This window comes from Stenotrophomonas sp. yr243 (assembly GCF_900184195.1).
GTDB classification, from domain to species: Bacteria; Pseudomonadota; Gammaproteobacteria; order Xanthomonadales; family Xanthomonadaceae; genus Stenotrophomonas; species Stenotrophomonas lactitubi.
The window spans coordinates 728,935-740,322 of sequence record NZ_FXWT01000001.1 but is presented as its reverse complement, the minus strand read 5'-3'; the positions used below and the strand labels follow the sequence as shown (position 1 = coordinate 740,322).

Genomic DNA, 11,388 nt, shown 5'->3' with positions numbered 1-11,388 from the left:
CCGGCGGGTGCCCTTACGCCGCGATCAGCTCCGCATCGATCTGCCGCGAACGATCAAACGCGGTCATCGCGCTCATCCGTTCAATGTAGGCGGCCGTCGCCGGTGCTGGCTGCACCAGGCCGAACGCACTGGTCCATGCCAGCGCATTGCCCCACAGCACATCGGCCGCACTCATCACCTCGCCCAGCAGGTACGGCCCCTGCGCCAGCTGTGCTTCGATCACCTGCAGCACCGCGTCGGCGTCGTTGTAGGGCGACATCAGGCGCGGCGGCGGTTCGCGGTGCATGGCCTTGTCGATCATTGCCGGCTCGAAGCAGGCGCCATAAAAGGCCATCCAGCGCAGATAGGGGCCGCGCAGGGCGTCACCGATCGGCGGCGCCAGCCCGGCCTCCGGGTACAGGTCGGCCAGGTACAGGTAGATCGCCACCTGCTCGGTCACTAGGGCGCCGTTGTGCACGATGGCCGGCACCTTGCCCATCGGATTGATCGCCAGGTAGGCCGGGGCCAGGTTGGCGCCAGCCTTCAGGTCCAGCACCTGCATGCGGTAATCGGCGCCCAGCGCTTCGAGCAGAGCCACCGCGCCGCTCGAGCGTGAACGGGCGGCGTGGTAGAGGGTGATCTGGCGTGACGTCATGGCATTGCTCCTTGCAGGTGGTGGTGAAGTGGGACCCATGCTGAGGCACAATTGCGGACGACTTCTGTCCGCGATCCGTCATGCGCCATACCGCCCATCGCCTGCTTCGCCTGATCTCGCTGCTGCAGGCCCGCCGCCATTGGTCTGGTGCTGAGCTGGCTGAGCGCATGGGCGTGGATCGGCGCAGCATCCGCCGCGATGTCGAGCGCCTGCGCGAGCTGGGGTATCCGGTGCAGGCTTCGGCCGGCGTAGGCGGGGGCTATCGGCTGGGCGCCGGCGCGCCGGTGCTGCCGATGCTGCTGGACGAGGAAGAGGCCACTACGTTGGCGATTGCCCTGCGTGCGGCGTCGGCCACGGTCTCCGGCATCGACGACACCGCACGCGGCCTGCTGTCCAAGCTCGACCCGCTGGTGCCGGTGCGTCGCCGCCAGCAGGCCGGCGAAGTGCATGCCGCTACCGCGACCCTGTCCGACCTGCCATCCACCGACGCGCGCCTGCTCGGGCGGCTGGCCCAGCACTGCCGGCAGGCCGCGCGGCTGGCCTTCGAGTACCGCAGCGCGCAGGACGCGGTGACGCAACGGGAAGTCGAGGCCCAGCACCTGGTCAACTACGGGCGGCGCTGGTATCTGCTGGCCTGGGATCTGGGTCGGCAGGACTGGCGCACGCTGCGCGTGGACCGGATGGGGGCGGTGCGGCACCTGCCCGAGCCTGGCCTGCACCGGCGAACCCCGGCGCCGCCCGATGTGATGGTGCGGCAGGCGGTCAGCCAGGCGCCGTTCGCGCTGCAGGCCATCCTGCGCCTGGCCGGCAGTGAAGCGGAGCTGGCCGGCCGCATTCCGCCCTGGTGCGGTGTGCTGGAGGCTGACGGCGCAGACCATTGCCTGTTGCGGATGGGTGCGGAAAGCCGCGGCATGATGCTGGCGCAGATCCTCAGCCTGGACCGTCTGCCTGTGGCGCTGTGGACCACGCCGGCCGAGCTGCGCGAGGAGCTGTCCCAGCGTCTGACCGGGCTCAGCCAGCTCCTTGCCGTGCCCACCGTCACGGTCTGAGCCGGCGCCCTTGGCAAGCCGCAGCGAAGCTGGGACACTCGCGGCCATGAAGGGGAGACTGGGGATAACGGCGATCATCATCGCTGCGCTGACCGCTGCGCCGGCCAGCGCCGGCACCCTGTACAAGTGCCTTGGCGCCGACGGGGTCACCAGCTATGTCAGCAAGCGGGTGGCCGGTGCCCAATGCAGCACCATCAGCTACACCCGTAGCGCGGGCAGGGCGGTGCGCGCCCCGATCGTCAGCTCGGCGCCGACGCCAGTGCCCGTGCCTGCTGCAGTGGTGGCCAGCGCCGAGCGCAACCCGGTTGCCGTGGCCGCCAGCGCTGCCAGTCCCGCTGTCGCGCCGGCTCCTGCGCCCGCGGCAGCGTCCACGCCGGCCAGCCCACGCGGCGGCAAGATGGTCAGCGGACAGGTCTATTCGTACATGCAGGACGGGGTGCGCCACTACACCAGCGCACGCCCGACCCAGGTCGCCAATCTCGGCCCAGTGCGGACCATACGCTACAGCTTCATGGAGCGCTGCTACGCCTGCGGGGTCAATCCGCGCGTTGATTTCGGCAGCGTGCGCCTGAACACCACGGCCTTCCAGAGCGAGATCACCTCGGCCGCACGCGAGTTCGGGGTGGAAGAGGCAGTGGTGCGCGCGATCATCCATGCCGAGTCGGCCTACAACCCGACCGCGCTCAGCCGTGCCGGTGCGCAGGGCCTGATGCAGTTGATGCCGCCCACCGCCGCACGTTTCGGCGTCAGTGATTCCTACGACGCCGGGCAGAACATCCGTGGCGGCGTGCAGTACCTGGCGTGGTTGTTGAAGCGCTTCAAAGGTGATCTGACCCTGGCCGCGGCCGGTTACAACGCCGGCGAAGGCGCTGTCGATCGCCATGGCGGCGTGCCACCCTACAGCGAGACCCAGTATTACGTGCGAAGGGTAGGGCAGCTGGCCGAGCGTTACCGCACCGCCCTGACCCACCAGTAGGTACCGACCGTTGGTCGGCACACCTTCAAGCGGGTAGGTGCCGACTGTCAGTCGGCACACCTTGAAAAGAGTTGTTGCAATGCGTTGTGTGGCGCGCGACGGTTCCGCTACACTCGACCGAGATTCAATGCGGCTCTGGCCCCCACCGGAACCGCTGGCAGCCTTAAAGCTACCTAATCAATATCGGAGTGCCGGATGGCCAACGATGGGGTACACGATCCAGTCAACACCGGACGTCGGCGTTTTCTTACTGCCACCACAGCCGTGGTGGGCGCCGTCGGCGTCGGATTCACCGCAGTTCCTTTCATCAAATCCTGGAACCCCAGTGCCCGCGCCAAGCTTGCCGGCGCACCGGTGGTGGCCGACATCAGCGCCCTGCAGGAAGGCCAACGCCTGATCGTGGAATGGCGTGGCCAGCCGATCTGGATCGTCAAACGGTCCAAGGCGATCCTTGATGCGCTGCATGGGCTGGATGGCCGTCTGAAGGACCCCGAGTCCGGCGAGAAGGACCAGCAGCCGGAGTACGTGCTCAAGCAGAACCCGGAGCTGCGCTCGATCAAGCCCGAGATCTCGGTGCTGGTCGGTCTCTGCACGCACCTGGGCTGTTCGCCGGAAATGGTCGGTGAAATCCGCCCCGAGCCCTACGACCCACAATGGAAGGGCGGCTATTTCTGCCCCTGCCACAAGTCGCGCTTCGACATGTCCGGCCGCGTCTTCAAGGACGTGCCCGCACCCATCAACCTGAAGGTGCCCGCGCACCATTACCAGGACGACAACACCATCATCATCGGTGTCGATCCGCAGGGGGCTGCCTGATGTCCAACATCCTCAGCCGTACCGCCACCGGCGTGGCCGACTGGGTCAATGCCCGCGCGCCGGGGTTGATGCCGATCTACCGCAAGCATGTCAGCGAGTACTACGCGCCGAAGAACTTCAACATCTGGTACTACTTCGGCTCGCTGGCGCTGCTGGTGCTGGTCAACCAGATCGTCACCGGCATCTTCCTGACCATGCACTACAAGACGAATGCCGCCGAAGCATTCGCCTCCATCGAATACATCATGCGTGACGTGGAGTGGGGCTGGCTGATCCGCTACATGCACTCCACCGGTGCCTCGCTGTTCTTCATCGTGGTCTACCTGCACATGTTCCGCGGGCTGCTGTATGGCAGTTACCAGAAACCACGCGAGCTGGTGTGGATCCTGGGCATGCTGATCTACCTGGTGTTGATGGCCGAAGCCTTCATGGGCTACGTGCTGCCGTGGGGCCAGATGTCGTTCTGGGGCGCCAAGGTGATCATCTCGCTGTTCGGCGCTATTCCAGTCATCGGCAACGGCCTGACCGAATGGATCATGGGCGATTACCTGCCCAGCGACGCCACACTCAACCGCTTCTTCGCACTGCACGTGATCGCGCTGCCGCTGGTGCTGCTGCTGCTGGTGGTGCTGCACCTGGGTGCGCTGCATGAAGTGGGTTCGAACAATCCCGATGGCGTGGAGATCAAGAAGGGGCCGAAGGGCAACCGCTGGTCACCGAACGCGCCGACCGACGGCATTCCGTTCCATCCCTATTACACGCTCAAGGATGGCGTCGGTGCGGGCTTCCTGCTGATCATCGCGGCCTTCATCATCTTCTTCGCGCCGGCCTTCGGTGGCCTGTTCCTGGAACACGACAACTTCACCGAAGCCAACCGCCTGGTCACCCCCGAGCACATCAAGCCGGTCTGGTACTACACGCCGTACTACGCGATGTTGCGGGTGGTGCCGAACAAGCTGGGCGGCGTGATCGTGATGTTCTCGGCCATCGCCATCCTGTTCCTGGTGCCCTGGCTCGACCGCGCCAAGGTCAAGTCCTACCGCTACCGCGGCTGGCTGTCGCGCGGCCTGCTGGGCATGTTCGTGGTGTGCTTCGCGTGGTTGATGGTGATCGGCTCCGGTCCTGGTACCGATGCGCACGAGACCTATGTCGGGCGGGTGCTGACCTTCCTGTACTTCGCCTTCTTCATCACCATGCCGATATGGACAAGGCTGGACAAGACCAAGCCGGTACCGGAAAGGGTGACCACGCATGACTGAGCGCTGGATGGTCCGGCTGGCCCTGGCGGCCGCCCTGATGCTGGGCAGTACCCTGGCCATGGCCGCCGAGGGCGGCACCAAGCTCCTGCAGGCCGGCAACGACCTGGGTGACCGGGCGTCGCTGCAGCGCGGCGCCCAGCTGTACATGAACTACTGCAGCGGCTGCCACGCATTGAAATACCTGCGCTATTCGCGGATGGGCGAGGACCTGGGGCTGAGCGAGGAAGAGGTGATGAACAACCTCAACTTCACCGGCTCGGCGGTCGGCGATCCGGTGCCCGTGGCGATGCCCAAGGAGCAGGCCGAGAAGTGGTTCGGCAAGATGCCGCCGGACCTGAGCCTGATTTCCCGGGTGCGCGGCAGCGACTGGATCTATACCTACCTGAAGTCGTTCTACCTGGACAGCAGCCGCCCGCTGGGCTGGAACAACGCGCTGTTCGCCAACGCCTCCATGCCCAATCCGTTGTGGGAGATGCAGGGCCTGCAGCATGCGGTGCATGGCAAGGCTGAAGCGCCGGGCATGGACCCGCCGGTGACCGGCCTGCGCATCGAAAACCCGGGCTCGGTTGATGCGGGCCAGTACGACCAGGCCGTGCTCGACATCACCAACTTCCTTGAATACGCCGGCGAACCGGCCGCGCTGAAGCGGCAGCAGCTCGGTGTCTGGGTGATCCTGTTCCTGGCCCTGCTGACCTTCCTGGTGTACCTGTTGAAGAAGGAATACTGGAAGGACGTGCACTGATCCAGAGCCGGCCATTGCATCGGGCCTATTGGCTTTTGTGATGGTCGGTTGCACACTCGGGGAGGAGTCGACCGCCAGCACGGTGCTGGTGGCGCCGATGCGGCAGGCGGTCTCCTGTCGTAGGAGAGCCTTTGATGGCGGCGAGCGTACGCATGCGCAATACACTGACGCTGTTTTCCTCGAACGACGATGTACTGTGCCACCGTGTGCGCCTGGTGCTGGCGGCCAAGGGCGTGAGTTTCGACTTCGTTCCGGTCGATCCACAGAACCCGCCGGAAGATCTGATCGATCTCAATCCGTACCACTCGGTGCCGACCCTGGTCGAGCGCGAGCTGGTGCTGTATGCCGCGTCGGTGGTCAGCGAGTATCTGGACGAGCGCTATCCGCACCCGCCGCTGATGCCGGTCGACCCGCTGTCGCGCGCGCGCATCCGTCTGGCCATGCTGCGTATCGAGCATGACTGGGTGCCGCAGGTGCAGGCGATCCAGCTGGGCAACAAGACCCAGGCCGAGGCAGGGCGCAAGCGGCTGAAGGAACTGTTGACGGCCTCGCTGCCGTTGTTCAAGGCCAGCAAGTTCTTCCTCAACCCGGAAATGAGCCTGGCCGACTGCGCGATGGCCCCGATCATCTGGCGTCTGCAGTCGCTGGATGTGCCGTTGCCGAAGGACAGCAAGGCCATCGAGGACTACGGCAACCGGATCTTCCGCCACCCCGGTTTCGTTCGCAGCCTGACCGATCAGGAAAAGAAACTGCGCGATCTGCCGGGCTGATCCGGCATCCGCTTTCCCGTCTGCACGCCGACCGGCGTGCAGGCGATCCGCCCCGGCAGGGGCGTCGGGCGCTACACTTCACGCATGACCGAAGACTTCTTCCACATGACCAGCCACCGCCCGTACCTGTTGCGGGCACTGGTGGAATGGATCAACGACAACCAGCTGACTCCGCACATCCTGGTCGACGCCGGCGTTCCCGGCGTGCAGGTTCCGCCTTCGGCCGTCAAGGACGGCCGGGTGGTGCTCAACATCGCCGAGCGCGCAGTCGTGCGACTGGTGATCGACAATGAGTCGGTGAGCTTCTCGGCGCGCTTCTCCGGCACCAGCTATCCGGTGCAGGTGCCGATCAGCGCGGTGCTGGCGGTGTATGCGCGCGAAACCGGGCAGGGCATGGCGCTGCCGGACGACATTCCCGGTGGCGAGCCGGCGCAGGCCAGTGATGAGCTGCTGCACGACGATCAGCAGACGCCGCCAGACGATACGCCGCCCGCTGGCCCGCCGCCGAAAGGCCGTCCGACCCTGCGCGTGGTCAAGTAGTTTCCGCAGCTTTTCATCCACGCATGGCGTGGATCTACCGGCGCGATATCCAGTAGATCCACGCCATGCGTGGATGCTTCTGCTCACACATCCTCGGCATCCTCGTTGTCCGCACGGATCTGGCTGATCCGCGCCGCGCCCGGGCCGGTGAAGGAAATCAGCTGGTCGCCGCGCAGCACCATGCGGCCGACATGGCGATCGATGCCGTCGTAGGAATACTCGAACTTGAAGGTGCGCTCGAAACCGAGCCGGCCATCTTCCCCACGCGACAGCCGTAGACCCGTGGCGTGCACCGCCTGGTCCAGCCACTGCACATCGGCGGCGCGGCAGGCATTGCGGCCCAGTTCGACCGCACGTTCGGCGGCCGAACGCGCTGCGTTCCAGAAGAAGTAGACGATACCGCCGGCAATCAGCAGGATCAGCAGGGTGGGCATGGCTTCAGCCGTCAGGTGTCGATCCTCCAAAGATGGCGACGAATGGCGACCGGATCAAGCGGCATCTGCTCAGCGATCGCTGCCTGGCTCCGTTGCCGGTTGCGGCGGCACCGGTGTCGGCGCAGTGGGTACCGCCGGCGGAAGCGGTGCAACCCGCGGTGCCGTGGCATTCAACTGCAGCAGTGCGGCCCAGTCCTGCCGGTTGAAGCTGCACTCGTCCTCGCGACCCGGTGTGCAGGTCGGGTCGATGCCGGTGCTGTCGCGCTCGCGCGGCGGCGGCAGCTTGATCATGCCGGTGCGATCCAGCTGCAGCAGGCGCATCGCCACGGTGTTCATGACATTGCCGCCCACCAGATAAAGCGTCTGGTCGCCGCCGAGGTTGGCCGCCACCACCACTTCGCAATGCGACTTCCAATGGCCGACCGAGCCGTTGCCCAGGGCCTGCACCAATCCGCTGTAGCTGAGTGTGCTGCTGCGGTCTCGCAGGAAGCACAGCAGGTCGCCCGGTGCCGGCTTGGCGGTGGCCGGGTCCACCAGGCGGTAGGGCACGCCGGAAGGGCTGGCCTGGTAGGCGGCGCGGATGTAGTCGATATGGCGTGGGGAGGTATTGAAGCCGGGTACGCCGGCACGCACCATCACCCAGGAAATGAACGCCGCTGACCACGGATTGTCGATCAGGAACGCGCGGCAATCGCTGTCGGTGTAGCGCGTTCCCAATGGGGCCAGGCAACTGCTGGCACCGGGCTGGCTGCCCAATGCATTCAGCGTGCCGCTTTCGCGCCAGTAGCTGCTGACCCGTTGCCAGGCGATCAGGCCGTTGTCGGCCAGATGATCGCTCTCGGCCTCGGTGACACTGAGACTGGCGGCGCGGCCGTCACGGTCGATGAAGGGGCGGAACCAGAGGCGATGTTCGTTGCAGGCGGTATTGCGGATCGCAACCGCCAACGGGCTCAGGCCGAAACGCGGGGGTACATCGCAGGCTTCGACGGCGGCGGCCGAGAAGGGCGTTGCGGCCAGCAGCAGGCAGGCAGGCAAGAGCATCCGGCGCATGCGCGGCTCCTGTGGGGGATGGTCGCAGCGTCGCAGCGCCGTTGTGAACGCCGGGTGTGAGAACGGTAGTGCCGGCCGCTGGCCGGCAACATCACGATCCGCGAATCCACCCTCAGCCCGGCGGTGGACCCAGCTTCAACGACAGATCAATGGCCTGCACGTGCTTGGTCAGGCCGCCGATGGAAATGCAGTCCACGCCATCTTCAGCGATCGAACGCAGGCCGCCGAGGCCGACGCTGCCGGACACTTCCAGAGGAATGCGGCCTTCGGTGATGCGCACCGCTTCGCGCCGCAGCTCCGGGCTGAAGTCGTCCAGCAGGATGCGTTCACAGCCGGCCTGCAATGCCTGCCGCAGCTGTTCCAGGTCCTCGACCTCGACCACCAGCGGCAGTTGCGGCCATTGCCGGCGGGCGGCCGACACCGCGGCAGCCAGGCAGCCGGCGGCGCGGATGTGGTTCTCCTTCAGCATCACCGTGTCGTACAGGCCGAAGCGGTGGTTGTCGCCGCCGCCGCACCGCACCGCGTACTTCTGCGCCAGGCGCAGGCCGGGCAGGGTCTTGCGGGTATCGAGGATGCGCGTGCCTGTGCCCTCCACCGCAGCCACATAGCGGGCCGTGGTGGTGGCGGTGCCGGACAGGGTCTGCAGGAAATTCAGCGAGGTGCGTTCGGCGCTGACCAGGCTGCGGCTGCGTCCATGCAACAAGGCCAGCACGGTGCCCGCGCTGACATGGTCGCCTTCGGCCACCCGCCACTCGATCTGCACGTCGGCATCGAGCGCGCGATGGGTGGCATCGAACCACGGGCGGCCCGCGATCACCGCATCCTGCTTGCACAGCAGGTAGGCGCTGTCGGGCTGGTCGGGCAGCAGGGCGGCGGTAACGTCACCGCTGCCCAGGTCCTCGGCCAACGCGCGGGCCACATCGGCCGCGACGACGGCTGGATCCGGCGTCGGCAGCGCGCTCATGCGGTCGGGAAGTCGGCGATCTGTGCGGTCGGGATGGCTTCTTCGGCCAGCAGCACCGGAATGCCGTCGTCGACGCGGAATACCTGCTTGCGGTCGCGGGTGACCAGGGCTTCGCGCAGCGGCTGCGCCAGCGGGTTGCCATCGGCGCGGTTGACGGTACCGGCGGCGATCGCCCGGTTGAGGGCTTCCAGGCCCTTGCCATCCAGCAGGGACAGGGGCTGGCGGGTGTCGGGCGATACCAGCAGGTCGAGCAGCTTGCGATCCATGGTTCTTCGTCTTGCGTGGAAGATGGCTAGAATACGTCTTTAAGGCAGGTGACGGCCAATGACCCCCAACCCGATCGCGCCGCTTGTCGGCATCGTCATGGGTTCCCGCTCCGACTGGGAAACCATGCAGCACGCCGCCCAGAAGCTTGAAGCTCTGGGTGTTCCGTTCGAAGTGAAGGTGGTGTCCGCGCATCGGACACCGGATGTGTTGTTCAGTTATGCCGAGCAGGCAGGTTCGCGCGGGCTGCGCGCGATCATTGCCGGCGCCGGCGGTGCCGCGCATCTGCCGGGCATGATCGCGGCCAAGACCGCGGTGCCGGTGCTGGGCGTGCCGGTACAGTCCAAGGCCCTCAACGGCATGGATTCGCTGCTGTCGATCGTGCAGATGCCGGCCGGCATCCCGGTCGCCACCTTCGCCATCGGCAATGCCGGCGCCTCCAATGCCGCGCTGTTCGCCGCGGCGATGCTGGCCAGCGACCAGCCGGCCATCGGCCAGGCGCTGGACAGCTTCCGCACGCGCCAGACCGAAGACGTGATGGCCCACGACGATCCGCGCCAATGAGCCTGACCGTCGGCATCCTCGGCGGCGGTCAGCTCGCCCGCATGATGGTCCTGGCCGGTGCGCCGCTGGGACTGCGCTTCGAACTGTACGATCCGGCGGCCGATGCCTGCAGCGGCACGCTGGCGCCGCTCACCGTCGGCGCATTCGATGATCGGCAGGCGCTGGCGGACTTCGCTGCCAAAGTCGATGTGGTGACCTTCGATTTCGAGAACGTACCCGCTGACAGCGCGCAATGGCTGGCCGACCGCGTGCCGGTCTACCCGCCGCCGTCGGCGCTGGCCGTGGCCCAGGACCGGTTGAGCGAGAAGACCCTGTTCCAGCAGTTGGGCATTCCGCTGCCGGCGTTCGCCGATATCCGCAGCCGCGACGAACTGGCGGCCAAGGCCGCCGAATTCGGTCTGCCGTGCATCCTCAAGACCCGCCGCCTGGGCTACGACGGCAAGGGCCAGTTCCGCCTGCGCAGCGAAGCGGACATCGATGCGGCTTGGCAGGCGCTGGGTGCGCAGGTCGAGCGCACCGGCCTGATCCTCGAGGGCTTTGTCGCCTTCCAGCGCGAAGTCAGCGTGGTGGCCGTGCGCGGCCGCGATGGCAGCTTCCAGGCGTGGCCGGTCACCGGCAACTGGCATGTCGACGGCGTGCTGTCGGCCAGCGTGGCGCCGGCGGTGCTGTCCGTTGCCGAGCACGAAGCGGCGATCGGCTATGCCCAGCGTGTCGCCGAACACCTGCAGTACGTGGGTGTGTTCGCGCTGGAGCTGTTCTGCCGCGACGGTGAGCTGCTGGCCAATGAGATGGCGCCGCGCGTGCACAACTCCGGTCACTGGACCATCGAAGGCAGCGAAACCTCGCAGTTCGAGAACCACCTGCGCGCGGTGCTCGGCCTGCCGTTGGGCAGTACCCGCATGCTTGGTCATGCCTGCATGCTGAACTGGCTGGGGGCGATGCCTGACCCGACGCCGGTCCTGCAGCAGGCCAGCGGCCATTGGCACGACTATGGCAAGGAGTCGCGTGACGGCCGCAAGGTCGGGCACGCGACGCTGCGTGACGATGATGCCGGTGCACTGGCTGATGCGTTGGTGCAGGTGGGGCTGGAGCTGGACCGCCAGGCCCAGGTGGCCCCAGCGGTGCACGCGCTGCGCAACGGCTGACCAAGGTGATGCCGGCCGTCGGCCGGCAAACGTGGCTGATCTTGGTAGTGCCGGCCGCTGGCCGGCAATGCCCACCAAGGTGGGCAGCTACCAGAGCGGTGCCCACCAAGGTGGGCATCGCCGGGCATCCACCACGGCATGGCGTGATGCCGGTAGCGCCGGCTCATGCCCGGCGGATGCC

The 11,388-nt window shown here is 66.7% G+C and carries 14 protein-coding genes; 9 read left to right on the top strand and 5 right to left on the bottom strand.

The features are described from left to right. Positions 1 to 13 precede the first annotated feature (13 nt). Positions 14 to 634 (bottom strand): glutathione S-transferase, encoded by a 621-nt coding sequence (locus QOL57_RS03595; protein ID WP_089240009.1) that lies wholly within the window; start codon positions 632 to 634, stop codon positions 14 to 16. An 80-nt stretch (positions 635 to 714) separates the two neighbouring features. Between QOL57_RS03595 and QOL57_RS03590 the strand changes: the two genes are divergently transcribed. From QOL57_RS03590 to QOL57_RS03560, 7 genes are all read left to right on the top strand, one after another. Continuing rightward, positions 715 to 1,683: a WYL domain-containing protein gene (locus QOL57_RS03590; protein WP_089240011.1), complete on the top strand. Its 969-nt coding sequence runs from the start codon at positions 715 to 717 to the stop codon at positions 1,681 to 1,683. Between the two features lie 46 nt (positions 1,684 to 1,729). After that, positions 1,730 to 2,659, top strand: a complete 930-nt coding sequence (locus QOL57_RS03585) for a lytic transglycosylase domain-containing protein (RefSeq protein WP_089240013.1) — start codon at positions 1,730 to 1,732, stop codon at positions 2,657 to 2,659. A gap of 195 nt (positions 2,660 to 2,854) precedes the next feature. Next, positions 2,855 to 3,475 carry a ubiquinol-cytochrome c reductase iron-sulfur subunit gene (petA, locus tag QOL57_RS03580; RefSeq protein WP_025875286.1) on the top strand — a complete coding sequence of 207 codons (621 nt, stop codon included), beginning with the start codon at positions 2,855 to 2,857 and terminating at the stop codon, positions 3,473 to 3,475. After that, entirely contained in the window at positions 3,475 to 4,734 is a 1,260-nt protein-coding gene (locus QOL57_RS03575; RefSeq protein ID WP_025875284.1) for a cytochrome bc complex cytochrome b subunit, read from the top strand. Before petA ends, QOL57_RS03575 begins: the two co-directional genes overlap by 1 nt. Continuing rightward, positions 4,727 to 5,476 carry a cytochrome c1 gene (locus tag QOL57_RS03570; RefSeq protein ID WP_089240015.1) on the top strand — a complete coding sequence of 250 codons (750 nt, stop codon included), beginning with the start codon at positions 4,727 to 4,729 and terminating at the stop codon, positions 5,474 to 5,476. The genes QOL57_RS03575 and QOL57_RS03570 overlap by 8 nt, the downstream gene beginning before the upstream one ends. Before the next feature lie 134 nt (positions 5,477 to 5,610). After that, on the top strand, positions 5,611 to 6,246 hold the full coding sequence (locus QOL57_RS03565) for a glutathione S-transferase N-terminal domain-containing protein (protein WP_089240017.1): 636 nt from the start codon (positions 5,611 to 5,613) through the stop codon (positions 6,244 to 6,246). Positions 6,247 to 6,330: 84 nt separating this feature from the next. Continuing rightward, positions 6,331 to 6,786 carry a ClpXP protease specificity-enhancing factor gene (locus QOL57_RS03560; RefSeq protein ID WP_089240019.1) on the top strand — a complete coding sequence of 152 codons (456 nt, stop codon included), beginning with the start codon at positions 6,331 to 6,333 and terminating at the stop codon, positions 6,784 to 6,786. A gap of 83 nt (positions 6,787 to 6,869) precedes the next feature. Here the strand turns inward: QOL57_RS03560 and QOL57_RS03555 are convergent, their stop codons facing one another. From QOL57_RS03555 to QOL57_RS03540, 4 genes are all read right to left on the bottom strand, one after another. Next, positions 6,870 to 7,220, bottom strand: a complete 351-nt coding sequence (locus QOL57_RS03555) for a DUF3301 domain-containing protein (protein WP_089241240.1) — start codon at positions 7,218 to 7,220, stop codon at positions 6,870 to 6,872. A 69-nt stretch (positions 7,221 to 7,289) separates the two neighbouring features. Further along, a complete protein-coding gene (locus tag QOL57_RS03550) occupies positions 7,290 to 8,270 on the bottom strand; it encodes a DUF2272 domain-containing protein (RefSeq protein ID WP_089240021.1) in 981 nt (326 codons plus the stop codon). A gap of 112 nt (positions 8,271 to 8,382) precedes the next feature. Beyond that, a complete protein-coding gene (nadC, locus tag QOL57_RS03545; protein ID WP_089240023.1) occupies positions 8,383 to 9,234 on the bottom strand; it encodes a carboxylating nicotinate-nucleotide diphosphorylase in 852 nt (283 codons plus the stop codon). Further along, positions 9,231 to 9,500, bottom strand: a complete 270-nt coding sequence (locus tag QOL57_RS03540) for a Trm112 family protein (protein WP_089240025.1) — start codon at positions 9,498 to 9,500, stop codon at positions 9,231 to 9,233. Before QOL57_RS03540 ends, nadC begins: the two co-directional genes overlap by 4 nt. A 58-nt stretch (positions 9,501 to 9,558) precedes the next feature. Between QOL57_RS03540 and purE the strand changes: the two genes are divergently transcribed. Continuing rightward, entirely contained in the window at positions 9,559 to 10,062 is a 504-nt protein-coding gene (gene purE, locus QOL57_RS03535; RefSeq protein WP_089240027.1) for a 5-(carboxyamino)imidazole ribonucleotide mutase, read from the top strand. Continuing rightward, complete coding sequence (locus QOL57_RS03530) at positions 10,059 to 11,207, top strand: 5-(carboxyamino)imidazole ribonucleotide synthase (protein WP_089240029.1); 1,149 nt, start codon at positions 10,059 to 10,061, stop codon at positions 11,205 to 11,207. Before purE ends, QOL57_RS03530 begins: the two co-directional genes overlap by 4 nt. The last annotated feature ends 181 nt before the right edge of the window (positions 11,208 to 11,388 follow it).

Coding starts and splice junctions, on each gene's coding strand:
- QOL57_RS03595 (WP_089240009.1), bottom strand. CDS start 634: ATGACGTCACGCCAGATCACCCTCTACCACGCCGCCCGTTCACGCTCG.
- QOL57_RS03590 (WP_089240011.1), top strand. CDS start 715: ATGCGCCATACCGCCCATCGCCTGCTTCGCCTGATCTCGCTGCTGCAG.
- QOL57_RS03585 (WP_089240013.1), top strand. CDS start 1,730: ATGAAGGGGAGACTGGGGATAACGGCGATCATCATCGCTGCGCTGACC.
- petA (WP_025875286.1), top strand. CDS start 2,855: ATGGCCAACGATGGGGTACACGATCCAGTCAACACCGGACGTCGGCGT.
- QOL57_RS03575 (WP_025875284.1), top strand. CDS start 3,475: ATGTCCAACATCCTCAGCCGTACCGCCACCGGCGTGGCCGACTGGGTC.
- QOL57_RS03570 (WP_089240015.1), top strand. CDS start 4,727: ATGACTGAGCGCTGGATGGTCCGGCTGGCCCTGGCGGCCGCCCTGATG.
- QOL57_RS03565 (WP_089240017.1), top strand. CDS start 5,611: ATGGCGGCGAGCGTACGCATGCGCAATACACTGACGCTGTTTTCCTCG.
- QOL57_RS03560 (WP_089240019.1), top strand. CDS start 6,331: ATGACCGAAGACTTCTTCCACATGACCAGCCACCGCCCGTACCTGTTG.
- QOL57_RS03555 (WP_089241240.1), bottom strand. CDS start 7,220: ATGCCCACCCTGCTGATCCTGCTGATTGCCGGCGGTATCGTCTACTTC.
- QOL57_RS03550 (WP_089240021.1), bottom strand. CDS start 8,270: ATGCGCCGGATGCTCTTGCCTGCCTGCCTGCTGCTGGCCGCAACGCCC.
- nadC (WP_089240023.1), bottom strand. CDS start 9,234: ATGAGCGCGCTGCCGACGCCGGATCCAGCCGTCGTCGCGGCCGATGTG.
- QOL57_RS03540 (WP_089240025.1), bottom strand. CDS start 9,500: ATGGATCGCAAGCTGCTCGACCTGCTGGTATCGCCCGACACCCGCCAG.
- purE (WP_089240027.1), top strand. CDS start 9,559: ATGACCCCCAACCCGATCGCGCCGCTTGTCGGCATCGTCATGGGTTCC.
- QOL57_RS03530 (WP_089240029.1), top strand. CDS start 10,059: ATGAGCCTGACCGTCGGCATCCTCGGCGGCGGTCAGCTCGCCCGCATG.